General features: G+C 65.0%; 24 protein-coding genes. 14 read left to right on the forward strand and 10 right to left on the reverse strand.

Annotation, left to right across the window (positions count from 1 at the left end; translation table 11 throughout):
* Positions 1-2 precede the first annotated feature (2 nt).
* The 7 genes from E4K65_RS02690 to E4K65_RS02720 form a co-directional block, all read right to left on the reverse strand.
* A complete protein-coding gene (locus E4K65_RS02690) occupies positions 3-2219 on the reverse strand; it encodes an ABC transporter permease (RefSeq protein WP_135172788.1) in 2217 nt (738 codons plus the stop codon).
* Complete coding sequence (locus tag E4K65_RS02695; protein WP_011086167.1) at positions 2212-2994, reverse strand: ABC transporter ATP-binding protein; 783 nt, start codon at positions 2992-2994, stop codon at positions 2212-2214. Before E4K65_RS02695 ends, E4K65_RS02690 begins: the two co-directional genes overlap by 8 nt.
* Positions 2987-4069, reverse strand: a complete 1083-nt coding sequence (locus tag E4K65_RS02700; protein WP_135172789.1) for a branched-chain amino acid ABC transporter permease — start codon at positions 4067-4069, stop codon at positions 2987-2989. The genes E4K65_RS02695 and E4K65_RS02700 overlap by 8 nt, the downstream gene beginning before the upstream one ends.
* Before the next feature lies 1 nt (position 4070).
* The gene (locus tag E4K65_RS02705; RefSeq protein ID WP_135172790.1) at positions 4071-5081 is read right to left on the reverse strand and encodes a branched-chain amino acid ABC transporter permease; all 1011 of its coding nucleotides are present in this window, start codon (positions 5079-5081) and stop codon (positions 4071-4073) included.
* Between the two features lie 190 nt (positions 5082-5271).
* Positions 5272-6099 (reverse strand): helix-turn-helix domain-containing protein, encoded by an 828-nt coding sequence (locus tag E4K65_RS02710; protein WP_135172791.1) that lies wholly within the window; start codon positions 6097-6099, stop codon positions 5272-5274.
* A gap of 123 nt (positions 6100-6222) precedes the next feature.
* Positions 6223-7473, reverse strand: a complete 1251-nt coding sequence (locus E4K65_RS02715) for an ABC transporter substrate-binding protein (protein WP_135172792.1) — start codon at positions 7471-7473, stop codon at positions 6223-6225.
* Between the two features lie 232 nt (positions 7474-7705).
* A complete protein-coding gene (locus tag E4K65_RS02720; protein WP_135172793.1) occupies positions 7706-8464 on the reverse strand; it encodes an SDR family NAD(P)-dependent oxidoreductase in 759 nt (252 codons plus the stop codon).
* Positions 8465-8631: 167 nt separating this feature from the next.
* Here E4K65_RS02720 and E4K65_RS02725 point away from each other — a divergent pair, with 167 nt between their 5' ends.
* Genes E4K65_RS02725 through E4K65_RS02750 form a run of 6 tightly spaced genes read left to right on the forward strand, consistent with a single transcriptional unit; the run spans position 8632 to position 14497 of the window.
* On the forward strand, positions 8632-9891 hold the full coding sequence (locus tag E4K65_RS02725; protein WP_135172794.1) for an extracellular solute-binding protein: 1260 nt from the start codon (positions 8632-8634) through the stop codon (positions 9889-9891).
* Positions 9892-9893: 2 nt separating this feature from the next.
* Positions 9894-10835, forward strand: a complete 942-nt coding sequence (locus E4K65_RS02730; RefSeq protein WP_135172795.1) for a carbohydrate ABC transporter permease — start codon at positions 9894-9896, stop codon at positions 10833-10835.
* A complete protein-coding gene (locus tag E4K65_RS02735) occupies positions 10828-11676 on the forward strand; it encodes a carbohydrate ABC transporter permease (RefSeq protein ID WP_135172796.1) in 849 nt (282 codons plus the stop codon). The genes E4K65_RS02730 and E4K65_RS02735 overlap by 8 nt, the downstream gene beginning before the upstream one ends.
* A gap of 22 nt (positions 11677-11698) precedes the next feature.
* Entirely contained in the window at positions 11699-12796 is a 1098-nt protein-coding gene (locus tag E4K65_RS02740) for a Gfo/Idh/MocA family protein (protein WP_135172797.1), read from the forward strand.
* Between the two features lie 10 nt (positions 12797-12806).
* Positions 12807-13451: a ThuA domain-containing protein gene (locus E4K65_RS02745; RefSeq protein WP_135172798.1), complete on the forward strand. Its 645-nt coding sequence runs from the start codon at positions 12807-12809 to the stop codon at positions 13449-13451.
* Complete coding sequence (locus E4K65_RS02750; protein ID WP_135172799.1) at positions 13448-14497, forward strand: LacI family DNA-binding transcriptional regulator; 1050 nt, start codon at positions 13448-13450, stop codon at positions 14495-14497. The genes E4K65_RS02745 and E4K65_RS02750 overlap by 4 nt, the downstream gene beginning before the upstream one ends.
* Positions 14498-14508: 11 nt before the next feature.
* Here the strand turns inward: E4K65_RS02750 and E4K65_RS02755 are convergent, their stop codons facing one another.
* Positions 14509-15387 (reverse strand): IclR family transcriptional regulator, encoded by an 879-nt coding sequence (locus E4K65_RS02755; RefSeq protein ID WP_135172800.1) that lies wholly within the window; start codon positions 15385-15387, stop codon positions 14509-14511.
* A gap of 173 nt (positions 15388-15560) precedes the next feature.
* Here E4K65_RS02755 and E4K65_RS02760 point away from each other — a divergent pair, with 173 nt between their 5' ends.
* From E4K65_RS02760 to E4K65_RS02795, 8 genes are all read left to right on the forward strand, one after another.
* Positions 15561-17195 carry an MFS transporter gene (locus E4K65_RS02760; protein WP_235885434.1) on the forward strand — a complete coding sequence of 545 codons (1635 nt, stop codon included), beginning with the start codon at positions 15561-15563 and terminating at the stop codon, positions 17193-17195.
* A gap of 63 nt (positions 17196-17258) precedes the next feature.
* The gene (locus E4K65_RS02765; protein ID WP_135172802.1) at positions 17259-18221 is read left to right on the forward strand and encodes a nitrilase; all 963 of its coding nucleotides are present in this window, start codon (positions 17259-17261) and stop codon (positions 18219-18221) included.
* A gap of 7 nt (positions 18222-18228) precedes the next feature.
* Entirely contained in the window at positions 18229-18846 is a 618-nt protein-coding gene (locus E4K65_RS02770; protein ID WP_135172803.1) for a flavin reductase family protein, read from the forward strand.
* 104 nt (positions 18847-18950) lie between these two features.
* Positions 18951-19901: a PDR/VanB family oxidoreductase gene (locus E4K65_RS02775; protein ID WP_135172804.1), complete on the forward strand. Its 951-nt coding sequence runs from the start codon at positions 18951-18953 to the stop codon at positions 19899-19901.
* A gap of 17 nt (positions 19902-19918) precedes the next feature.
* Positions 19919-21259 carry an aromatic ring-hydroxylating dioxygenase subunit alpha gene (locus E4K65_RS02780; protein ID WP_167770470.1) on the forward strand — a complete coding sequence of 447 codons (1341 nt, stop codon included), beginning with the start codon at positions 19919-19921 and terminating at the stop codon, positions 21257-21259.
* Positions 21256-21732, forward strand: coding sequence for an aromatic-ring-hydroxylating dioxygenase subunit beta (locus E4K65_RS02785; RefSeq protein WP_135172806.1), 477 nt, complete (start codon positions 21256-21258; stop codon positions 21730-21732). The genes E4K65_RS02780 and E4K65_RS02785 overlap by 4 nt, the downstream gene beginning before the upstream one ends.
* Positions 21733-21739: 7 nt before the next feature.
* Positions 21740-23356, forward strand: a complete 1617-nt coding sequence (locus E4K65_RS02790) for an ATP-dependent acyl-CoA ligase (protein ID WP_167770471.1) — start codon at positions 21740-21742, stop codon at positions 23354-23356.
* A 2-nt stretch (positions 23357-23358) separates the two neighbouring features.
* Positions 23359-24087, forward strand: coding sequence for an SDR family NAD(P)-dependent oxidoreductase (locus E4K65_RS02795; protein ID WP_135172807.1), 729 nt, complete (start codon positions 23359-23361; stop codon positions 24085-24087).
* A gap of 4 nt (positions 24088-24091) precedes the next feature.
* Here the strand turns inward: E4K65_RS02795 and E4K65_RS02800 are convergent, their stop codons facing one another.
* Both E4K65_RS02800 and E4K65_RS02805 read right to left on the reverse strand, forming a co-directional pair.
* Positions 24092-24574, reverse strand: coding sequence for a MarR family winged helix-turn-helix transcriptional regulator (locus E4K65_RS02800; protein WP_027548879.1), 483 nt, complete (start codon positions 24572-24574; stop codon positions 24092-24094).
* The gene (locus E4K65_RS02805) at positions 24574-25068 is read right to left on the reverse strand and encodes a MarR family winged helix-turn-helix transcriptional regulator (RefSeq protein ID WP_135172808.1); all 495 of its coding nucleotides are present in this window, start codon (positions 25066-25068) and stop codon (positions 24574-24576) included. Before E4K65_RS02805 ends, E4K65_RS02800 begins: the two co-directional genes overlap by 1 nt.
* Positions 25069-25204: the final 136 nt, after the last annotated feature.

Consider the following 25204-nt stretch of genomic DNA (forward strand, 5'->3'; position numbering starts at 1 on the left):
GGTCACCTCGCTAGTCGCCGGCGCGCCCCAGCGCGGCCGAACAGCGTTCGGAACGCAGCTGCGATGGTGGAGGCGAACTCGGGATCGTTGATGTTCTTGGGGACACGAATGAGCTGACGGTTGGCGGTCTGCCGCACGGACCGCTCCAGCGCGCGGAACAGCGCTGCGTCGGCATCCGGGTCCCAGAATGGCTGCCCTCGTGCGTCGAGCGCGGAGACGCCGCCCTCGGGCAGGAAGAAGCGCACGGGCCCGTCCATCTGGTTGAGCTTTTCGCCGATCCAGCGGCCGATGCGCTCGTTCTCTTCCGCCGTGGTCCGCATCAAGGTCACCTGCGGATTGTGGACGTGGAACTTGCGGCCGCGATAGCGCTCCGGGATGGTGTCGGGCGCGCCGAAATTGACCATGTCGAGTGCGCCGACGGAACCGACATAGGGGGCGCGTGTGCGGATGATCGCACCGAAGCGGTCTTCGGTGGCGGGAAAAACGCCGCCCATCAGGAGGTCGCAGACCTCGGTCGTGGTCAGGTCGACGACACCCGCGAGCTGGCCGGTCTCGACGAGCTTCTCCATCGAGCGGCCGCCGACGCCGGTGGCGTGGAAGACGAGGCACTCGAAATCCTCGCGCAAATCGGCGGCGATCTTCTGCACGGCCGGCGTCGTCACCCCGAACATGGTGATGCCGATCGACGGCAGGCTGGCGGCGGTCGCGCGCTCCCTGGCTTCGCGCTGATCGAGGCGCGCCTTCACCATGCCGGCGATGGCATTCGCGCCGTTCGACAGCACCGCGCGCGAGATCGCGTTGAGCCCCTGCACGTCGGTGACCGAATACATCATCGTGATGTCGGCGGGCCCGACATAGGGCCCGACATCGCCGGAGGCGACTGAGGAGATGATCAGCTTCGGCACGCCGACGGGCAGGGCACGCATGCCCGGCGCAACGAGCGATGCCGCACCCGAGCCCCCGGCCGTGATCACGCCGGCGATATTGCCCTGCCGCCGCAGCCAGTTGGCGAACGCATCCGCCATCGCGGTCACGGCGGCGCCGCGGTCCGGGCCGAACACGGCCGAGCCGCCGCGTCCGTGGTTGAGCGCGATCTCCTGCGCGGAGACGTCGCAGCTCGCTTGCCTGCCGCTGGTGGAGACGTCGACCAGCCGTGTGCGCAGGCCGCTCTCCGCGATGATGTCGCGGATGAAGCGCAGCTCGGCGCCCTTGGTGTCGAGTGTGCCGACGACCAGGACCACCGGCGGTCCGGATGTCTGCGCCGTCGCCGGCTCGCGCTTGCGCCGCGCGGTCTCGTCGAGACGCGCAACCTGCGTCGAGAGCGTGCGTGCGGCGGCTTCGATCCGCGCGATCGGGACCGGCTGCGACCAGCGCGTCGGCAAGGTGGGGTTGGAGACGTAGATCCGGATCGGCCCGCTCGGCCGCGACGGCTGCGGGACCGGCTTCGCCTCGGCGCCGGCAGCGGGCGCATCGGTATCCGGCTCGAGCGCCGCATGCAGTCCGACGCCGAGCAGGCGCTGCTGGAGCTCGCGATCGGCGGCAAGCCGCGCCGAATCGATGATGCGGTTGATGCGGCCGTTGACCATGATCGCGACATTGCGCGAGACCGCGGTAGCGACGCCGATATTCTGCTCGATCACGAGCACGGCCATGTCGCCGTCCTCGCCGAGCCGCAACAGCATCTCCTCGACCTGTGCCACGATGACGGGCGCGAGCCCCTCGGTCGGCTCGTCCATGATCAGCAAATGCGGATTGGTGAGCAGCGCGCGCGAGATCGCGAGCATCTGCTGCTCGCCGCCGGAGAGCTGGCCGCCGCCATGGTCCTTGCGCTCGGCGAGACGCGGGAAGGTGTCGTAGATGCGCTCGACGGTCCAGGCGCCGGATCGCATGCTGCCGGCGAGGCGCAGATGCTCGTCGACGCTGAGCGAGCGCCAGAGACGGCGGCCCTGCGGCACATAGCCGACGCCGAGGCGGGCGATGTGGGCCGGCGAGCGCCGTGTGACGTCCTCGCCGCGGACGCGGACCGATCCGCCGCTCACGCCCACCAGACCCATGATCGCCTTGCACAGCGTGGTCTTGCCCATGCCGTTGCGGCCGACGACGGAGAACACGCCGCTCTCCAGGGAGAGGTCGACGCCTTGGAGCGCGTGCGAGTGGCCGTAGTAGACGTCGAGGCCGCGGACCTCGAGCGCGGCGGCTGTGCGGCGGGCCTCATTCATGGCCGCCTCCGAGGTAAAGCTCCTGCACCTCGGGATCGGACTCGATCTCCTGCGGCAGGCCTTCCTTGAAGACGCGGCCGTTGTGCATCATCGTGACGCTCTCGACGACGCGCAAGGCGACGTCCATGTCGTGCTCGATGATGATGTAGCCGATATGGGCGGGCAGCGAGGTCAGGATCTCGATCAGCTCCTGCCGTTCGGTCGGCGACAGACCCGCGGCCGGCTCGTCGAACAGCACGAAGCGCGGGGCACCGGCGAGCGCGAGCGCGATCTCGAGCTGGCGCTGCTGGCCATGCGCGAGCTCGGCGACGCGCTGGTCCTTCACCGCGGTCAGGTGCACGGCCTGCACGAGGTTGTCGGCAGCGTGCATCAGAGCGTCGTTCTGTCCCGGGCGCAGGAACGAGAAGCGTCCGCGCGAGATGCCGCGGCAGGCGAGATAGACGTTGTCCTGCACGGTGAGGCCGGGGAACAGTGCCGAGATCTGGTAGGTCCGGCGCAGCCCGCGGCGGATGCGTTCATAGGGCGGGAAGTGCGTGACGTCCTCGCCGAAGAAGCGGATGGTGCCGGAGGAGGGCGGGAAGTCTCCGGTGATGCAGTTGAACAGCGTGGTCTTGCCGGCGCCGTTCGAGCCGAGCACGGCGCGCCGCTCGCCCGGACGCACGGTGATGGTGACGTCGGTCAGCGCTGCCAGCGCGCCGAACAGCCGCGTGACGCCGCGCAACTCGAGCGCGGCGCCGGCGCCGACGGCGGAGAGGCGTTGGGCGACGCTATCCATGGCCGTGCGCTCCACCCGAACGGCCCGTCGTGGGGCGATGGCTCTGGCGCCAGCGCTGCCACAGGCCGATCACACCGTCCGAGGACCAGAATACGATGGCGAGGAAACCGAGCCCGATCAGCAGCCGGAAGCGGTTGCCGTCGAGCCCGAACTTGATCAGGACATCGAGCGCGAAGGTGCGCAGCAGCACGAAGATCAGCGCGCCGATGAAGGGACCGATCGGGCGCGTGATGCCGCCGACCACGGCGATGATCAGGACGTCGATGCAGGCGCTGACGCTGACCGAGCCCGGCGAGATCTGGCGGTAGTTCCAGACCTGGAGCACGCCGGCGAGCGCCGCGACGAAGGAGGCGAAAGCATAGGCGGCGACGCGGTGCGCATTGACGTTGAAGCCGAGCGCGGCCATGCGGCGCGGATTGTCGCGCACGCCCTGCAGCGCCAGGCCGAACGGCGCGCGGGAGATGTAGTCGACGGCGAAGTAGCACAGCGCGGCGACCGCGAGCACGACATAGTAGAAGGGAATGTCGGCGCGCCAGTTGACGCCCCAGAAATGCGGCGTCGCGACGGTGTTGATGCCGGTGTGGCCGTTGAAGATCGCCCAGTTCTGATTGGTGAAGTAATAGAAGGCGGCACCGATCGCGAGCGTGATCATGATGGTGTAGATGCCTTCGGTGCGGACGGCCAGCGCGCCGCCGAGCGTGCCGAAGATGGTCGCGAGCGCGAGCGCCATCGGGACCGCGAGCCACCATGGCCAGCCGAGGCTGATATTGGTGTTGGCGCTGACGCCGAATACGGCGACCATGTAGGCCGCAAAGCCGGCGATGGTGAGCTGCATCAAGCTGACCATGCCGCCATAGCCGGCCAGGAACATGAGGCTCAGCGCCATGGTGCCGAGGATCAGCGTGGTGGCGAAGATCTCGATCAGGAAGAAGCCGTTGGCGATCAGCGGCATGATCAGGAGAAGGACCGCGACGATCCAGGCGGCGGGATTGTCGATCTCCGGCCATGCCCGTGCGGACGGCTGCGCCGTGGTGGCGGGGCGGACGGCAACGCGGGCGTCGTGGGCGAGGGACATATCAGCGCCTCGCCAGCAGGCCCTGCGGCCGGATCGCCAGCACCAGCACCATGATCAGGAAGGTCACGACGATGGCGTAGGTCGGGATGTAGACCGAGCCGAGCTGCTCGGCGAGGCCGATGATGAGCGCGCCGAGCGCCGCACCGGGGATCGAACCCATGCCGCCGACGATCACCACCACCAGCGAGGCGAGCAGGAAGCGGATGTCCTCGCCGGGGGACAGCGACTGGAAGGTGCCGCCGACGACCCCGGCGATGCCGGCAAGCCCGGCGCCGAACGCGAACACCAGCACGAAGACGAGCTGGATGCGGACGCCGGTGGCGGCCAGCATGTCGCGATCGTCGACGCCGGCGCGGATGATCATGCCGATCCGGGTGCGGTTGAGCGCGAGCCACATGCCGACGCCGATCACGACGGACGCCGCGAAGATCACCAGCCGCACCACCGGATATCGGAGGTAGACCGGCTCGCCCGAGGATTTCACGGCCGTGATCAGTGGCAGGTCCATGGGCCCGACCAGCCAGCTCGGGGTCTGGATCTGGTAGAAGTCGCCGCCGCAGGCCCAGAGCATCAGGTCGGCGAACACGATCGAGAGCCCGATCGTCACCATGGTCTGCCTGAGGTCCTGGCCCTCCATGCGCCGGAACACGATCACCTGTAGCAGCACGCCGACCAGTGCAGTGAGGAGGAAGGCAAGGATGAAGCTGAGGAGCCAGGAGCCGGTGGCTGTGCTGATGGCGTAGCCGACATAGCCGCCGAACAGATAGAGCGAGCCGTGCGCCAGGTTGACGTTGCGCATCAGGCCGAAGATCAGCGTGAAGCCGCTCGCGACGAGGAAGTAGAGCCCGCCGAGCGTGACGCCGTTGAAGACGGCGTTGAGGAAGACGCGCTTGCGGCCGATCGCTTCCTCAAGGCCCGGCGGCCAGACTGCGAAGACCAGCCAGAGCGCGACGGCAATCGCGATGATCACGATCAGCGCCCAGACGGGATGGCGTTCGATGAAACGGCTCATGGGCGCCGCCCGCTTGTGAAGGCAGCGCGCCGAAGCTCCACCGAATGCAGGTCAGACAGCCTTGCAGTGGCTGCTTGCCTCGCCATGAACGTGCGCTCCCGTCGTCGCGACCATCTCGGGATCGCGTTGCGCTCATCCTAGCCGGGCTTGGAGAGGGACGTTTGATCGTGAGTATCTTTTCGCGCGGCGGTCAGGCGCGCAAGACCTTGGCGGCGCGACGATAGTCGGTCGGAGCCATCCCCACATTGGCGGCGAAGAAGCGGGTGAAGCCGCTCTGCGAGGAGAAGCCGAGATCGAAGCCGATATCGGCGATCGGTGCCTCGCTGGCGACCAGCGCTTCGAGCGCCTGTTCCATGATCAGCGTGTTGAGATAGAGGTTCGGCGTGACGCCGGTCTGGACGCGGAACAATCGGTAGAAGTGCGGCCGCGACAGGCCGGACTCGCGCGCGATCGTGTCGAGCTCGATCTCGGCGCCGGGGCTCTCCGACATCATCTTGATGCATTTGCGCACGCGAAAATCGGTGACGGAGCCGTTTGCCCGCGCATCGCGCGCGGTCTCGGCCTGTTGCCAGCTTTCGTCGTAGCAGATGTCGATCAGCCGCCGGAGTTCGGAATCGAGGCTGGAGAGCGATGGTGCGCCGCACACCAAGGCGGCGGTCCGCCGGATGTGCTTGTCGAGCGCGACGGTGCGCTTGAAATGCGTGCGGCCGAAGCGCAGCCGGTCGGAGCCCGGTGCATCGGGCGCAAACCATTCGGGATTGACGTAGAGCACGAAGAAGATCGCGCCGCCGTCGAGGTCGGTCGGCAGGAAATTATGCGGCTCCCAGGGATTGACGGCAACGACGGAGGTTTCGCTGAGATCGTAGTGGCCGGCGCAGACATCGATGCATGCGGGCATGCCGCCAACATGGAAGATCAGATGACCTTCACGATGGGCGTGGATATTGAAAGGGCGGTTCAACTGATAAACCGTCGCCCGACCGAACCGGCCGTGGAAGACGGCGAGCGCACGGCTCATGCCTTCCCTCCCGAATGTTCTTGTCTTTTCAGCCAGCGTTCAACAACGCCGCGGAGATTGCAAGAGCGGAGAGCACCCGCGTCAGCAAGTCGCTCCCCGCTCATGTGCTGTCGATGCGATGCGTCAGTATTTCTTACATTCCGGCACGCTACGGCTCGGGAGCCCGATCTTCGAGAACACGGCCGCATCGTAGCCGAGCGTCTGGTTCACGTTCGGGATCACCTTCACGACCTTGCTGAACAGCGCACCCTTGCCGTCATCGACGACCTCGGTGACGAAGTTGGTGCCGATCGCCTGACGATTGGAGTCGAGCTTGATCTTGCCGTTCGGCGCGTCGAGCTCGATCTTCGCGAGCGCAGTCCTGAACTTCGACTGGTTGTCGCTGAGATCGCCATTGACCTCGCGCAGCGCCAGGATCAAGGCCATCGTCGAGCCGTAGTAGTTGGTCGCAAGCAGTGACGGGCTTGGAAAGCGCTTGTTGGGCGGGAAGGCGTCCTGATAGGCCTTCACGAACTTCTGCCAGCCCGGATCCTCCCAGGTATCGGCCTGGCCGCTCGCTGCGATGGTGCCGATCAGCGCGTTCTTGGCATTCCCCTTTGACGACAGGATGGTCTGGTCGATCATGATGGAACCTCCCATCAGATGCGCCTTGCCGCCGGCCTGCTGATACTGATTGAGGAAGTTGACGGCGTCCGCCCCGCCAAGTCCGAGATAGATGGCATCGACATCGTCGGGCAGCGCGGCGATGACGGAGGCGAAGTCCTTGGTGCCGAGCGGCACCCATTGCCGGTTGGTGACCTGGCCGCCGGCGCCGCAGAATTCGAGCACGAGGCCGAACACCTGGGTGTAGATGAAGGAGTAGTCTTCGCCCACGGTCGCGATCTTGCGATACTTCTTTTCGTCATAGGCGTATTTGCCGAGGCCGACCTGCCACTGCGCACCGTCCATGTTGTAGCGGAAGAAGTTCGGGGCAGGATCGACATAGGTCGTTTCCTGGGCGCCGGACGCCGCATTGATGAAAGTCAGCTCGGGATGGGTCTTTGCAAAGTTCTTTACCGCGATGCCCTCGTCGCCGGAGAGCGGCGACAGCAGGATCTGCACCTTGTCCTGCTCGATCAGCTTGCGGACGGCGCGCACAGCCGAATCCGGCGTCGCGTCGGTTGACGCGACGATGAACTCAAGTTCCTTGTTGCCGATTTTCTTGCCCAGCACGTTGAGTGCCGTCTGATGGCCGCGCATGCCGTCCTCGCCGAGCACCGTGTAGGTGCCTTCGAGGGTTGCGGTCACGCCCACCTTGATCTTTTCCTGGGCGATCGCCGCGCCCGAAAGAAACAGGCTGCTCAGCGCGAGCAGCCCCACACTGCATTTCGACATTGTGCTCCTCCCTGTGTCGTCGCTTTGCCGCGCCGAACCGGGCGCGACGCCGGTGGCTCTCGAGCGGCCCCGGCTTTGGAGGGAAGCTAGCCGAAGTCGAAGGCGGTGCCTGCGTGCGCACCTCTTCTGGTTTGACGGGCAGTCTCATTTTTGAATGCTGCGGCGCAAGTGGTGTTGCGGCGCAATCGGCGGCTGTGTAGCGCCCTGACGCGACCGCCAGCGTCAAAGCGCCTCACACCCAGCCGCCATCCACGATGTAATGCTGAGCGGTACAGGCGGAGGCCTCGTCGGACGCGAGGAAGACGGTGAATTTCGCGACCTCGTCCGGCACCAGCCGGCGCTTCAGGCACTGTCGCTGCTGCAGTTCGATCTCGCCCGCCGGCGTCATCCATTTCTCGAGCTGGCGCTCGGTCATGATCCAGCCCGGCGCGATCGCGTTGACGCGGATATTGTAGGGACCGTAGTCGCGCGCCAATGAGCGCGTCAGGCCGATCACGCCCGATTTGCTGGCGGTGTAGGCGGCCATGCCGCCTTGCCCCGCGATCCACGACACGGAGCCGAAATTGATGATGGCCCCGGCACGCGCCGCCTTCATGTCCGGCAGCACCGCCTGCGACGCGAAGAACTGGTGCTTCAGATTCACCGCGACGCGGTCGTCCCAATATTCCGGCGTCATCTCCTCGGTGTTGTGCCGCTCGTCATGTGCCGCGTTGTTGATCAGGATGTTGATCGCGCCGTGCGCCTTGCGGGCCTCGACTACGCCGGCGCGCAACGCGGCGATGTCGGTCAGGTCGACGCGCTGGAAATGCGCAGCCAGGCCCTGATCCGACAACTCGCGTGCCAGGCGCTGGCCCTCGTCGGCCTTGATGTCGAAGAACATGACATTGGATTTCTGCTGCGCGAAGTGCCGCACGATCGCAGCGCCAATTCCCGCAGCGCCACCGGTGACGAGAACGACCTTGCCGGCAAGGTCGGAATAAACGGCGGCCATGGGCACCTCTTATGTTGCGTTGCGGGCGGTGCGAGGCGCCGCCCGGTTGTCCCGCCAACCTTAGCGACTACCGCCGTGAGGTCCATAGATCAGAATTTTAGTTGCGTACCTCAAAAATCGAAGGCAGGATTGCAGCCAAAGAATAAGAGCCGATCGGGAGGAATGTGATGAGACTGCTCGGGAAGCTGGGACTCGCCGCTGCCGCATGCCTGCTTTGGGCCAACTCTGCCGCAGCCGACACGACGGTGAAATGGCTCCACATCGAGGTCAATCCAGCCCAGGTGAAGATCTGGGAGGAGGTCGCGCGTGCCTATGAGGCGTCGCATCCGGGCGTCAAGGTCGAGATGCAGTTCCTCGAGAACGAGGCCTACAAGGCCAAGCTGCCGACCATCCTGCAATCCAAGGATCGGCCGAACATCATCTACAGCTGGTCCGGTGGCGTCCTGAAGGCGCAGATCGAGGCTGGCGTCCTCGACGACATCACCGATTCCGTGAAGGGTTACAGCGACAGCCTGACGCCGGCAGCGCTCGCCGCCTTCACCAGCAATGGCCACGTTTATGGTCTGCCGACCGCGCTGTCGCAGGTCGGCTTCCTCTGCAACAGGGAGCTGATGGCCAAGGCGAAGGTCGATCCCGCAGGGATCAAGAGCTGGGATGACCTGCTTGCCGCCGTCAAGACGTTGAAGGCCGCCGGCGTCACGCCGATCGTGGTCGGCGGCGCCGACAAATGGCCGTTACACTTCTACTGGACGCATCTTGCCGTGCGCATCGGCGGCAAGCCGGCCTTCGACGCGGCGCTGCGCGGCGAGAATGGCGGCTTCGCCGGCGAAACCTTCCAGAAGTCCGGCGAGCTGTTCAAGCAGCTCGTCGATCTTCAGCCGTTCCAGAACGGTTTCCTCGGCTTCAAGAATCCGCAGGCGGTCGGCTATTTCGGCGACGGCAAGGCGGCCATGACGCTTGCGATCAGCAGCGTCTATCATCTGCAGCGCGCGCTCGCCGCCGACAAGGTCGGCCTCTCCGAGGACAAGATCTGCTGGTTCGACTTCCCGGTCGTACCGGGCGGCAAGGGCGCGCCGACGGACACGCTCGGCGGCATCACCGGCTGGCTCATCACCAAGGGCTCGCCGAAGGAGGCGGTCGATTTCCTGAAATACTTCATCTCCAAGGACGTGCAGACGCGACTTGCGGCGAGCAATTTCATCATTCCGGTGGTGCAGGGCGCGGATGCCGGCCTCAACAATTCCTTCATGAAGCTGATCGCGGCTAATCTGGCGAAGTCGAACTACCACCAGAACTTCTATGACCAGAGCCTCGGCCCCTCGGTCGGCCGCGTCGTCAATGACGTGGCTGCAGAAATCGCCGGCGGCAGCATGAGCCCGCAGGACGCCGCCAAGGCGATCGAGGCGGCCTGGAAGCAGGGCAACTGACGGTGGCGCGACGGATCGCGAGCGCGCCGGCGATAGGCGTTGCACAGCCATCGTTCTCGTCGACAGCGGTCCGCGGTCCCGGCTGGGACGGCCGCTTCACGGTGCTGATCCTGTTCCTGCCGCCGGCGCTGCTGCTGTTCACGCTGTTCGTGGTGCTGCCGATCGGCGAGGCCGCCTGGTACTCGGCCTTCAACTGGAACGGCTTTGGCAGGTCGACCAACTGGATCGGCTTCGACAATTACCGCTTCGTGCTGGAGACGCGCGCCTTCTGGCTCGCGCTGCGCAACAACGGGCTGATCATCGCGGTCTCGCTGCTGGTACAGTTGCCGCTTGCGCTCACGCTGGCCTTGATGCTCGCGGAGCGTTTCCGCGGCGCAGTGGCGCTGCGGATGCTGTTCTTCATGCCCTACATTCTGGCGGAGATCGCAACCGGGCTGATCTTCTCGTTCGTCTATGACGGCGATTATGGCCTGGTCGCCTCGATCTGGCGCACCTTCGGCGCCGAGGCGCCGCATCTGCTGGCCTCGACCGACACGGCGATGCTGGCGGTGCTGATCGTCATCGTCTGGAAGTATTTTGGCTTCCACATGATGCTGTTCATCGCCGCACTCCAGGGGCTCGACAAGAGCCTGGTCGAGGCGGCCACCATCGACGGCGCGACGCGGTCGCAGACGCTCCGCCACGTCGTCATCCCCTTGCTCTATCCGACGATCCGGCTCTCCGTGTTCTTCGCCATCATCGGTTCGCTGCAGCTATTCGACCTGGTGATGCCGCTGACGCGCGGAGGACCTGCGGATTCCTCCAACACGATGGTGAGCTTCCTCTACAACAACGGCATCTCCCGCATGCGCGTCGGCTATGGCAGCGCCATCGGCGTCATCCTGTTCGTGATCTGCGTGACCTTTGCCTTCACCTACAAGCGATGGTTCATGCGCGATGAATGACGCCGAGACCACCCGCACCCCGTTCGATCCCGCAATATTGTTCAAGGCGCTGTTCCTCGCCGTGATCGCCATCTTCGTGCTGGTGCCGCTGCTCGCGACCCTGCTCGGCGGCTTCAAGTCGCTCGGTGAGCTGCGCGTCAATCCGTTCGGCCTGCCCAGGCACTGGGAATGGCAGAACTATGCCGACATCCTGTTCTCGGCGCGCTACTGGCAGCTGCTCCGCAACTCGCTGGTCATCTCGACGCTCGCGGTGATCCTGACCCTGATCACGGCCTCGATGGCCGCGTTCACCTTCGCCCATGTCAGGTTCTACGGCAGCTCGATGTTGCTGAGCTATCTGACGCTCGGCCTGCTGTTTCCGGCCGCGACAGCGGTGCTGCCGCTGTTCATCAAGGTGCGCGATCTCGGGCTGCTCGATACCTATTTCGGCGTCGCGCTGCCGCAGGTCGCGTTCAGCCTGGCCATGAGCGTGCTGCTGCTGCGGCGCTTCTTCAAGGACATTCCCTATGAACTGCTCGAAGCCGCGCTGGTCGACGGCTGCAGCTATATCAAGTTCTTTCGCTACGTGACGCTGCCGCTGTCACGGCCGATCCTTGCCACCGTCGGCACCATCACCTTCGTCAACAGCTGGAACGCCTATCTGCTGCCGCTGGTGATGCTCAACACCGATGCACTGTATCCCTGGCCGCTCGGCATCATGGTTTATCAGGGCGAGTATTCGTCCGAGTGGCACCTGATCCTGGCCTTCATCACGCTGACCATCCTGCCGACGGTCGTTCTCTTCCTTCTGGCGCAGAAGCACATCGTCGCCGGCCTCACTGCAGGCGCGGTCAAGGGATGAACGGTATCTCACGGAGATCACAATGAGAAGAATAGGCATCGGAATCATCGGCTGCGGTAATATCAGTACCGCCTATCTGAAGGCGGCCCAGCGCTTTCCTTTCATGGAGGTCAAGGCGCTCGCCGACATGCGCAGCGATGCCGCGGAGCGCCAGGGCGCGGCCTTCGGCCTGCCGGGGATGCGGGTCGATCAGTTGCTGAGGCGCGACGACGTCGAGATCGTCATCAATCTCACCGTGCCGCTCGCCCACACCGACGTCAGCCTCGCCGTGCTCAATGCCGGCAAGCATGTCCACTCCGAGAAACCGCTCGGCATCAACGTCGCGGAGGCGGCAAAGGTGATGGATCTCGCTGCGCAGAAGAACCTTCGCGTCGGCTGCGCGCCGGATACGTTCCTCGGCGGCGGACACCAGACCGCGCGCAAGCTGATCGACGACGGTGCGATCGGCACGCCGGTTGCGGGCAGCGCCTTCTTCGGCTGCCCCGGCCACGAGCGCTGGCATCCGGCGCCGGGCTTCTATTACCTGCGCGGTGGCGGGCCGATGCTGGACATGGGGCCGTACTACATCACCGATCTGGTGCAGCTGCTCGGCCCGGTCGCAAGCGTGATGGGCTCGACCGCGCGTCCGAAATCCGAGCGCGTGGTCACCAGCCAGCCGATGAACGGCACGCTGATTCCGGTCGAGGTATCGACCCACGTGGCGGGCACGCTCGAATTCGAGAGCGGGGCGGTCGTCTCGATCGCCATGAGCTTCGACGTGCCGAAGCACCGGCACGCGCCGATCGAGATCTATGGCGACAAGGGCAGCATGCTGGTGCCGGACCCGAACCGCTTCGGCGGCGAGGTGCAGGTGGCAAAGACCGGCGGTGAATGGGAGACGGTGCCGCTGACGCACGGCCATGTCGACGGCGAGTTCCGCTCGATCGGCGTTGCCGACATGGCTGCCGCGATCCTGAACAACCGGCCGCACCGCGCCAGCGGGGCGCTTGCCTTCCACGTGCTGGAGGTGATGGAGGCGTTCCAGACCTCCGCCGACGAAGGCCGGCGCGTCGGGATCGAGAGCCGCGTCGAGCGGCCGGCGATGCTGCCGGCCGGACGCGAAACCGGACAGATCGACTGAGGACAGAAACATGCGCAAGGCAATGATTGTTTGGGGTGGCTGGCCGGGACACGATCCGGATCTCTGTGCCTCGATGATCCGCGGCTGGCTGAAGGCGGAAGGCTTCGAGGTGCGGATCGAAACCACGACGGCGGCGTTCGCCGATCCCGCGATCCACGATCTGTCGCTGATCATCCCGATCTACACCATGTCGAAGATCGAGAAGGCTGAAGCGCTCAATCTCTGCGCGGCGGTGCGCAGCGGCGTCGGGCTCGCCGGCCATCATGGCGGCATGTGCGACGCGTTCCGCGATTCCGTCGACTACCAGTTCCTGTGCGGCGGGCAGTGGGTCGCGCATCCCGGCAACATCATCGACTACAAGGTCGACTTGACGAAGCCGGATGACCCCATCATGAAGGGTCTGAAGAGTTTCGAGCATCGTTCAGAGCAGTATTACATGCATGTCGACCCCGCCAACGAGGTGTTGGCGACGACGACCTTCACCGGCGAGCGCGCGCCCTGGATCGAGGGCGTGGTCATGCCCGTGGTGTGGAAGAAGCGCTACGGCGCGGGCAGGGTGTTCTACTCCTCGCTCGGCCACCGCGCCTACGAGCTCGACGTCCCGGAGATCCGGACGATGATGACCCGCGGCATGCTGTGGGCGGCGCGCGAATGACAGGCGGCGCGGCGCAGCCGGTGCTTCGCGCCACGCTCGAGGATGTCGCGCGCGCGGCGGGCGTTTCGCTCGCCACCGTCGACCGCGTCGTCAACCGGCGCGAGGGCGTGCGCGCCAAGACGGTCGCGCGTGTCGAGGCCGCGGTGGCAAAGCTCGGCTATCGTGCCGACGTCGCGGCCGCGCGGCTCGCCCGCGGCCAAACGTTCCGCTTCGCGTTCGTACTGCCGACCGGCAGCAACAGCTTTATGACCAACCTGACCGAGCAGGTCCAGCGCGCCGCGGACTGGCTCGCCGGCCAGCGCGGCTTCATCGATATCCTCCATGTCGACGTGTTCGATCCGGACGTGCTGGCCAGTGCGCTGGAAAACCTGTCGCCGGCCTATCAGGGCGTCGCCGTCATCGCGCTCGACCATCCGAGGGTCCGCGCCGCGATCGACGAACTCACAGGCCGCGGGGTCGCCGTGGTGACCCTGGTGTCGGACGCGCCGAGCTCGCGCCGCCTGCACTATGTCGGTATCGACAACCCGGCCGCGGGGCGGACTGCGGCCACCCTGATGGGCCGTTTCCTGGCCCGCCGCGAGGGAGCGGTGGCCGTGATCGCGGGATCGCTGTCGCTGCGCGATCACACCGAGCGGCAGTTCGGGTTTTACCAGATCCTGTCCAGCGAGTATCCGGATTTGCGCGCGCTTCCGGTCATCGAGGGGCGCGACGACAGCGACCGAACGCGGAAGCTCACGGCCGCGCTGCTGGCGCGCCATGCCGATCTCCGCGGCATCTATTGCTGCGGCGCCGGGAACCGAGGCATCGCCGATGCGCTCGAGGCCTCGGGACGCGCGCGCGAGGTGGTCTGGATCACCCATGAGCTGACCCAGCACACGCGGCGTTTTCTGGTTCGCGGCACGCTCGATGCGATCATCAACCAGGACCCCGGCCACGAGGCGCGGTCTGCGGCGCGAGTCCTGCTCGCGCATTGCTCGGGGGAGCCCATCAGCCCCGACCAGGAACGCATTCGCATCGATATTTTCCTGCGGGACAATCTGCCGTAACTCCGGGCGGTTCAGCCTCCGCCTTGCCAGCCGGCGGTCGCGGAGACGGCGCGCGCGTGAGCGATCAGGGCCGTCGCTGTCGGACCTTTCAGGTCATCGTCGAGAATACCGATGGGTCCCATCATCGTGATGGCTGCGATCATGAACCCGGCCTGGTCGAAGATCGGTGCGGACAGGGAGGTGAAGTTCGGCAGCAGGGCGTCACGACAACGGCTGATGCCGTCGCGCCGGATCGTGTCCATCATCTCCTCCACCTCGGCCTTGGTGGTTGGCGCGTCATCCACCCGCGCCTCGCGCGAGCGTTCCTCCTTGAGCTCCTGATCCAGCATCTCGCCGGTCAGCGAGCGCGGCAGATGTGCAAGGAAGTTTCGCCCGAGCGCAGACCGCAGCAGGCTCAGGACGCTTCCGACACGCAGCTCGATGATGGGCCGGCTGGCTCCGCCCTCGACGCGATAGATGATGGTCGGGCCACGATTGCCCCACACGCCGAGAAACACCGTGTGGCCGATCGTCGTTGCGAGTTCGGTCATGGCCGGCCGCGCGACGGCGAAGACGTCGAATTGCTCGATGGCCGCCATGCCGAGCTTCAATGCGTAGGGGCCGAGGGCATAGCAGCCGGTGTCGCTCTCCTGCCGGACGATGCCCACCGCCTGAAAGCTCACGAGATAATAGTGGACGTTGGCCGCTGACATTCCGGTGTTGGCGGCGATCATCTTCAGCGGCACGGGCCGCATTTCGGTCCTGAGGTAGTCGAGGATCTTGAAGCCGATCTCGATCGACTGAATGCCGCGCCGTCCGGGCCGTTCGGCCTTGCTGATTTTGCCGGGTTTGGCTCCTCGTGCGGACGCAGGCGCCGGATCCGGCGGGCGGGGGCGGCGCGGCTTCTTCACTGAAAATCCTTATAGATCAGGGTGTTATGGCGGGTGTCGTGTTGGCGCATTATTGGGCGCGTCGCGCCGGATATTCAAGCTTGCTGTATTTGACGACATCATACGTATATGACTAAATAAAATTGTGTGAAGCGGGGCTGGGTTTGGCCGCGGGCGCAAACAGGGGAATGACGATGGATGCACGAGCGACGGCGGTACCCGCCGACCAGAATCTGACGCGCAGCGAGGAGCGGCAGGTCGTTCTCGCCTCGACCCTCGGCACCGTGTTCGAGTGGTACGACTTCTTCATCTACGGCTCGCTGGCCGTGTTCATGAGCTCGGTATTGTTTCCGCCGGACAACCCGACCGCCGCCGTGCTTGCTTCGCTCGGTGCTCTTGCGGCCGGCTTCGTGATCCGGCCGATCGGCGCAGTGGTCTTCGGCCGCATCGGCGATCTGGTCGGTCGAAAATATACCTTCCTCATCACCATCGTGATGATGGGAGGCGGCACGGCCATGATCGGCTTCCTGCCCACCTATGCCAGCGTGGGTCACGCTGCATGGATTTCGCTGGTCATGCTGCGATTGATCCAGGGCCTCGCGGTCGGCGGCGAATATGGCGGCGCCGTCATCTACGTTGCGGAACACTCGCGCCCGGATCGGCGCGGGCTTCTGACCGGCTGGATCCAGATCACATCGTCGGTCGGGCTGGCGCTCTCCATCGCGGTCATCATCGGGACGCAGAGCGTCATGAGCGAGGCCGATTTCAAGGCCTGGGGATGGCGCGCTCCGTTCATCATCTCGATCGCGATGCTGGCGTTCTCGATCTACGTCCGAGCCAGGCTGCACGAATCGCCCGTCTTCACGCGTCTCAAGGCCGAGCGACGCCTGTCCAGGAGCCCGGTCAGAGACACCTTCGCCCGGTGGTCCAGCCTTCGCCTGGTGTTGATCGCGCTGTTCGGCGTGACCGCGGGCATGGGGTCCACCTACTTCACCGGCCAGTTCTACGTGATGATCTTCATGCAGCAGATCGCAAGGATCGACCTGCAAACATCCTACATCCTGATGGCGATCGGCCTCGTCATCGGTGCTCCCGCGTTCGTCTTCTTCGGCTGGCTGTCCGATCGGGTTGGACGCAAATGGCTGATGATGACGGGGCTCGTGCTGTCGGCGTTGTGCTACCGGCCGATGTTTTCGTCGCTGCTGGAGGCTGCAAATCCGCAGCTCGTGGCTGCCACGCGCAGCGCGCCGGTGATAGTGCACGCCGACACCACCAGCGAAGCGTGCAAGTTCGGCCTTGTGGCCGCGCTGCTGAGCTCGCACGGCGATCATGGCAAGCCCTGCGTCCAGGCCAAGAAGCTGCTGATCGGAAGCGGCATCAACTTCAGCTATGCCGCTCCGGTCGACGGCCAGGCCGTATCCATGACGGTCAATGGCAGGACGATTTCCGGATACGATGCGGCGGCTTACCGCAAGGCCTTGTCCGAGGCGGGTTACCCCGCCAAGGCGGATCCCGCAAAGGTGTCGTCGGCCTACATCGTCTTTCTGCTGGTCGTCATGACCGTCATCGTCGCGATGGTCTATGGGCCGGTGGCGTCGTTCCTGGTCGAGGTGTTCCCGGCGAACATCCGATACACGGCGCTTTCGTTTCCCTACCACATCGGCGCCGGCATCTTCGGTGGCTTCCTGCCGTTCTTTGCGACCTACCTTTCGCTCGCGGTCGGCGACGTGTTTGCGGGACTGTGGTATCCGGTCGTCATTTGCACGGTCGTTGCCGTGGTCGGATCGATCATGCTGCCGAACCGGCCGCAAATCGAGACTGATCACTGAGTGCGACATGCTGGCGGGCCGCAGCAGCGGCCCGCTCTCCGTTTCCGTGCCCGGGATGACGTTATGGATATCAATCGACCGAATACGTACAAGGCGGCCGTCGTTCAGGCCGCGTCGGATCCGACAAGCTCGCTGGCGTCGGCACAAAAGGCGGCGGCCCTGATCGAGAAGGCCGCCGACGCCGGCGCCAGGCTGGTCGTTTTCCCTGAAGCCTTCATTGGCGGCTATCCCAAGGGAAATTCGTTCGGCGCTCCCGTCGGCATGCGCAAGCCCGAAGGACGTGAGGCGTTCCGTTTGTATTGGGAGGCGGCGATCGATCTCGATGGCGCGGAGATCGAGACGATCGCCGCGGCAGCGGCCGCAACCGGTGCCTTCACGGTCATCGGCTGCATCGAGCGAGAGCAGGGCACGCTCTACTGCACGGCGCTGTTCTTCGACGGGGCTCGTGGGCTCGTCGGCAAGCACCGCAAGCTGATGCCGACCGCGGGCGAGCGGCTGATCTGGGGTTTCGGCGACGGTTCGACCATGCCGGTGTTCGAGACCTCGCTCGGCAATATCGGCGCGGTGATCTGCTGGGAGAACTACATGCCGATGCTGCGCATGCACATGTACAGCCAGGGCATCAGCATCTACTGCGCTCCAACCGCGGATGATCGCGATACCTGGCTTCCGACCATGCAGCATATCGCCCTGGAGGGACGGTGCTTCGTCCTGACGGCCTGTCAGCATCTCAAGCGCGGCGCCTTCCCGGCGGGCTACGAGTGCGTGCTGGGGGCCGATCCCGAGACCGTGCTCATGCGCGGCGGCAGCGCCATCGTCAATCCGCTTGGCAAGGTGCTGGCGGGGCCATGCTTCGAGGGTGAGACCATCTTGTATGCCGACATTGCGCTCGATGAGGTGACGCGCGGCAAGTTTGATTTCGACGCGGCGGGGCACTATTCCCGTCCGGACGTTTTCCAGCTCGTCGTCGACGATCGACCGAAGCGGGCGGTATCAACCGTCAGCGCCGATCGTGTACACAATTGAGGGACCGATGCTCTTCGATATGGGCCAGCTTCCGGCGGATATCCGCTACAAGATTCTCACCGCGACCGTTACGCCGCGCCCCATCGCGTGGGTGACGACCCGCTCCTTGGACGGCGCCGCCAATGCCGCGCCCTTCAGCTTCTTCAACGTCCTCGGGCATGAACCGCCGACGGTCGTGCTCGGCCTGCTGCGCCATCCGAACAAGGGTTTGAAAGACACGGCGCAGAATATCGTCGAGACGCGTGAGTTCGTCGCTCACCTGGTGTCGCACCAGATGGCTGAAGCCATGAACGCGACGGCCGTCGATGCTCCGGCCGGCGTCGACGAGATGGAGATTGCGGGGCTTCAAACACTGCCTTCGCAGATGGTCGCACCTCCGCTCATCAAGGGGTGCCCGGTGGCGTTCGAATGTCGCTCCCTCTCGGTTCAGGAGACCGGGCCCCGGCAGATCGCGGTGATCGGCGAGATCGTCTGTGCTCATGTGGCGGAGCAGTTCGTGATCGATGCACAGCGAGGCTATATCGATACGGTCGGCCTCGACCTCATCGCCCGCATGCACGGGTCGGGCTGGTATGCGCGGCCTCGCGATCTCTTCCAGCTGGTGCGGCCGGCGCCGATCGAGTAGGGCGGCCGGCGCCGGGGCCTCCGGGTCGCCCCATGCGGCCGATTGACATCCAATTATTACATGTCTAAAAATATGCAAATTCATATAATTCGTGAGATGCCTGAATGGACGCGCATCCGCTCAAGCTCAAGGTCAGGTCGTATGCCGCGGAGACGCCGTTCATACGGAGCCTTGTGCTTGGCGTGGAGGACGGCCCCGTGCCGCGATGGCAGGCAGGCGCCCATGTCCGCGTGGCGCTCCCGAACGGAGGCGACCGGCCGTACTCGCTGATGGCCTTGCCGGGCCTCCCTGAGGGTGCGCTGGCCCTCGGGGTGCTGCGCGAGGAGGCCTCGACCGGCGGTTCGCAGTTCATGCATGCGCTGAAGATCGGCGATGTCGTGAAGGCGAGCGCGCCGGTGAACAATTTTCATCTGCACGAGGGGCCAGCGCCCGCGCTGTTGTTTGCCGGCGGCATCGGTGTCACGCCGATCCTGTCGATGGCGGCAGAGCTCACCGCCCGCGCAAGTCCGTTTCGCCTGCATTACGCGGGCCGCACGCAAGGACTTTTGGCGTTCCTGCCGCATCTGCGGGACATTTGCGCCAAGGGCCTGTCCGTTCACTACGACAGCGACGAGTCCCGTCTGGATATTGCTGCGGCGCTCAGGGAAGCGGCCGCAAACTCCCACATCTACGTCTGCGGTCCTGCGGGGATGATCGACGCGGTGAAGGCGGCCGCGCTTGCCGGGGGCGTCCCGGCGGACCGCATCCACTACGAACTCTTCAAGGCGGAGCAGCCGTCTTCACCCGACCTGCCGTTTGAGGTCGAGATCAGATCGACCGGACAGGTCGTCGGCGTCGCGGCCGGCCAGACCATCATCCAGGCGCTGGAGGCGGCGGGCCTCGACGTGCTCTATGACTGCCAGCGCGGCGATTGCGGCATCTGCCAGTGCGGCGTGGTCGAAGGGGTGCCCGACCATCGCGACGTCATCCTCAGCGACGACGAGAAGGCCTCCAACAAGGTCATGCAGATCTGCGTGTCGCGCGCGAAGTCGGAACGTCTGGTACTGGATTTGTGAGGGAGGCGAGGGACGCAATGGCGAAATACGGAAGGGATGCCCACGCGATTGCCGCGCTGGTGCGCGAGGCCGAGGTTCATCGCGACGTCTATGTCGACCCCGAGATATTCGAGCTCGAGATGGAGCATCTGTTCCCGAACAGCTGGGTCTATGTCGGGCATGCCAGCCAGTTGGCGAAGCCCGGCGATTTCATCACCGCCAATATCGGCCGGCAGCCGGTGCTGGCAAGCCGCCATACCGACGGCTCCATCCACGTGTTCTACAATCGTTGCCCGCACAAGGGCACGAAGCTCGCCTCCGAGCCCTGCGGCAACACCGGAAAGTTCTTCCGCTGTCCCTATCACGCCTGGTCTTTCAAGACTGACGGCTCGCTGCTCGCGATCCCCCTGAAGAAAGGCTACGAGGGCACCGGCTTCGGCGACACCCAGGCGAATGAAGGGCTGTCCAAGGTCAAGAACGTCGTGATCCATCGCGACTTCATCTTCGCACGGCTGAGCGACAGCGGCGTTTCCTTCGAGGACTATTTCGGCGAGAGCCTTTCGACCATCGACAACATGGTCGACCGCTCGCCGGAAGGGAAGCTCGCCGTCATGGCGACGCCGATCCGCTACATGCACACCTGCAACTGGAAGATGCTGGTCGAGAACCAGACCGACACCTGCCACCCGATGGTGGCGCATGAGAGCTCGGCCGGCACCGCGGTGAAAGTCTGGAAGCGCGAACAGGGCGATTCCACGGAAACGCCGATGGCGGTGCAGCTCTACGGTCCCTTCATGAGCCCGTACGAGTTCTACGAGCAGAGCGGCATCAGGATCTGGCCGAACGGCCACGGCCATACCGGCGTCGCCAACTCCATCCATTCGAACTACTCGGATATCCCGGGCTATCTCGACCAGATGGTCGCGGCCTATGGCGAGAAGCGGGCGCACGAGATCCTCGGCGAGGTCAGGCACAACACCGTCTATTTCCCCAACATCATGGTCAAGGGCGCCGTCCAGATCCTGCGCAACTTCATCCCGATCGCGGTCGACAGGACGCTGGTCGAGAGCTGGGTCTATCGCCTGGTCGGCGCGCCCGACAAGCTCTACGAGCGGGCGCTGATGTACAACCGCTTCATCAACGCGCCGACCTCGATCGTCGGACACGACGACCTCGAAATGTATGAGCGGGCGCAGGAGGGGCTGAAGTCCAACGGCAATCAATGGGTCAATCTGCGGCGGCTCTACGAGAGCGATGAAGAGCAGGACGTCACGGCGGTGATCAATGGCACCTCCGAGCGCCAGATGCGCAACCAGTTCCACGCCTGGGCGAAATTCATGACCATGGACATGGACAAGCGCGTCGAGGCCGCGGAATGATCACCGAGAAGACGATTACCGACTTCATCTATCGCGAGGCCGATCTGCTTGATACGATGCAATGGCAGGCCTGGCTCGATCTGTTTCACCCCGAAGGGCGCTACTGGATGCCGCTGGAATGGCAGCAGCAGGATCCGGTGCTCCAGCCGTCGCTGATGTACGAGGACCTGCTGCTCCTGAAGGTGCGGGTCGAGCGTCTCGCCGGCGAGCGCACCTTCAGCCAGAAGCCGAAGAGCCGTTGCCACCATCTGCTGCAGGCGCCGCAGATCGTGGCGTGCGACACGGCTGCCGGCGTGTTCAAGGCGCGGACGTCGTACATCTACACCGAGACGCGCGGTGACATGCTGGAGCGCTATTCGGGATGGGCCTCGCACGATCTCGTTCAGGTCGGCGATGCCCTGAAGATCAAGCTCAAGCGTGTCGATCTCGTCAATTTCGACGCGCCGTTCGGCAACATCCAGCTCTTCATGTGAGACGAATTTGACCGCTGCGACCACAGTCTACGCCCGCTTTCGCGAGACCGCCCTTCGCCGCGGCGAGGCGGGCTTCCTCAACGTGCTGCCGGAGACGGCTGGCATCTACGGCATTGCGGCGGAGGAGATCTCCTATCGCGCCATGCTCGATCGCGTGGAGCGCTGGCGCGCCGCGTTCGCGAGCTGCGGCTATGGCGAAGGCCACCGGGTCGGGCTGCTGCTTCAGAACAGGCCGGTGTTCGTCGAGCTGTGGTTCGCGCTCAACGCGCTCGGCGTCTCCGTGGTGCCGATCAATCCGGATCTGCGGTTGAGCGAGCTCGAATACATCATCGCGCATTCCGAGATGAACGCTGCTTTCGTCCTTGCCGAGCGTCGCGACGAGGTGGAGACGGCGGCGCGCCAGGCCGGCCGGCCGATCCCCGTCGTGACCAGTGAGGACGACGTGCCCGCGCCATTCGGCGGCTTGCGGCAGGCGAGCACAAGTGACGGCTCGACCGAATGCGCGCTGCTCTATACGTCGGGGACGACCGGGCAGTCCAAGGGCTGCGTGCTCACCAACACCTATTTCCTGCATTCCGGCAACTGGTATCGCGACGTCGGCGGGCTGATCGCTCTCAAGCCGGATGGCGAGCGCATGATCACGCCGCTGCCGCTGTTCCACATGAACGCGATGGCGGTGTCGCTGATGGCGATGCTGTCGGTCGGCGGCAGCCTGACCATGCTCGATCGCTTCCATCCGCGCAGCTGGTGGGCTTCCGTCCGCGACAGTCGCGCCACCTGCCTGCATTATCTCGGCGTCATGCCCTCGATGCTGATGAGCGCGCCGCCGTCCGGGCAGGACCGCGCGCACACCGTGCGCTTCGGCTTCGGCGCCGGCGTCGACAAGCTCCTGCACGCGCCGTTCGAGCAACGCTTCGGCTTTCCGCTGCTGGAGGCCTGGGCGATGACCGAGACGGGAAGCGGCGGCGTCATCGCCGCCAATGTCGAGCCGCGCAAGATCGGCACCAGCTGCTTCGGACGGCCCGCACCCGAGGTCGACGTTCGTATCGTCGACGACGGCGGCAATGACGCCCCAAGCGGGACGCCGGGCGAGCTGCTGGTGCGGCGGGCGGGCGCCGACCCGCGCTACGGCTTTTTCCGCGAGTATCTGAAGAACCCGCAAGCCACCGCCGAGGCATGGGACGGCGGCTGGCTGCACACCGGCGATATCGTGTCGCGCGATGCGGACGGCGATCTACATTTCGTCGATCGCAAGAAGAACGTGATCCGCCGTTCCGGCGAGAACATTGCCGCGGTCGAGGTCGAGTCGGTCCTCAACCGCCATCCCGCGATCCGGCAGGCCGCGGTTGCGGCGACGCCCGATCAGGTGCGCGGCGACGAGGTTGCGGCGGTCATCATCGCTGAGGAGGCCGGCGCCGGCCGCGCGCTCGCCGAAGACATCGTCCGCTGGAGCCTGGAGCAGATGGCCTATTACAAGGCGCCGGGCTGGATCTGTTTCGTCGACAGCCTGCCGCTGACCGCAACCGAGAAGATCCAGCGCGGCGGGCTGAAGGATTTTGTCGCAAGGCTGATGCGCGATGGCGCGTTCTTCGATCTGCGCGACCTCAAGAAGCGGCAGGTTTGATCATGGGCGAGATCCGCACGACACTCATCACCGGCGGCAATTCCGGGATCGGCGAGGCGCTGGCGAGAAAGCTGGTCGAGCGCGGGCAGCGCGTGGTCTCGGTCGGGCTGGAGAAGCCGGATTGGACCCATGATCTGCTCGCGGCCTATCGCGCCGACCTGACCAATATCGAGGAGACGCGCGCGATCGCGCAGGAGATTGGCCGGAATCACGCCGTCGATTGCCTCGTGCACAATGCGGGAATCATCCTGCCGAACCTGCTGCCCGATGCGAAGCCGGAAGACATTCTGATGCTGGCGCAGTTGCACCTGGGCGCGCCGATGCTGCTGACCCAGGCGGCGCTGGAGGGGATGCGGTCGCGCCGCTTCGGGCGCATCGTGTTCGTCAGCTCGCGCGCCGCGATGGGCGCGGCGACGCGCTCGGCCTATTCGGCCACCAAGGCCGGCGTGCACGGCATGGCGCGGACCTGGGCGCTGGAGCTTGCCGCGAGCGGCATCACCGTGAACGTGGTCGCGCCGGGGCCGATCCTGACCGACAATTTCTGGGGCGTCATTCCCAAGGGCTCCGAGCAGCAGGAGCGGATGGCGCGCAACGTCCCGGTCGGGCGGCTCGGCTCGCGCGAGGATGTCGCGCACGCCATCACCTTCTTCCTCGACGAGCGCTCGGACTTCGTCACCGGCCAGGTGCTCTATGTCTGCGGCGGCACCAGCCTCGTCGGCCTCGGTCCGTAACTCGTCAGATCTGGTTCTGGCGGATGTTCTCGACCATCCTGGCCAGCACGCGCGCGCAGACCTCGATGTCATCAGGATCGATGCCTTCGATCAGCTTGTCGTAGTTGTCCGCCATGACCGGCCAGATCTTGCGCAGCAGTGCCTCGCCGTCCGGCGTCAAACCCACGACGCGGCGGCGCTGGTCTTCCTCCGCGATCTCGCGCTTGACGAGCCCGGACGACACCATGGACTCGACCATGCGGCTCGCCGTCGACTGCTCGGTCACCGCGAGCACGGCGATCTCGTTGACGGTGAGGGTCTTGTAGATGAACAGGACCGACAGTGTCCGGAACACGACATTGTTGACGCCGTGTTCGCTGAGGTCGCGGTTCTGGTCGAGGTTCCAGCGATTGGCGAGCCGGTTGAACAGATACGGGATGTAGGTTTGCAGCTGGTCCCTGGTCCTCGGCGGACCCGACTTCCATCTGCTCTTGGATTCTCTGGCCATTATCTCTTGCGACTTTGCTTCTTGCTCTCGGTACGAAGTTTTGACGAGAGCGATTTCAACACGGACAGGGCGATGTCCAGCTCCTGGGCCGAAACGTTATCGAGCCGTTTGCCGAGATGCTTCTTGTGGACGTCGGCCGCCTTCCTGAACAGCGCTTCGCCCTTCGGCGTCAGACGCACGATGAAAGAGCGCCGGTCCTCGCTCGACATCTCCTTGCTGATGAGGTCGTCGGCGAGAAGACGCTGCACGAGGCCCGAGACATTGCCGCCGGTCACTTTCAGGTTTTGCGACAGCTGCCCGAGCGCAAGTCCGTCCCTGTAGCGATCGAGCAGGGCCAGCACGTCGAATTTTGCGAGCGACAGGCCGAACTCGGAGTTCAGCATCGAATTCAGCGAGGCGAACAGCTCGCCATGCAGCGACAGCAATTGAAGCCAGAGCCGGGTCTCGATCTGCCCAGGGACGGGAACAATGTTCTCTTTGAGTGCTGCCGGCATCGCATGACCATCGAGTACAGAATGTCTCGTCGATTGGGGTGAATTATCGCGGGTCTTTCGCTCCGATTAGCAACCTGAGAATCGTAGTCAAGATTGATCCTGACGTCCTGCGAGGCGAACGGCAATCCAATCCTGC

The sequence above is a fragment of the Bradyrhizobium niftali genome (genome assembly GCF_004571025.1).
Classification (GTDB): domain Bacteria; phylum Pseudomonadota; class Alphaproteobacteria; order Rhizobiales; family Xanthobacteraceae; genus Bradyrhizobium; species Bradyrhizobium niftali.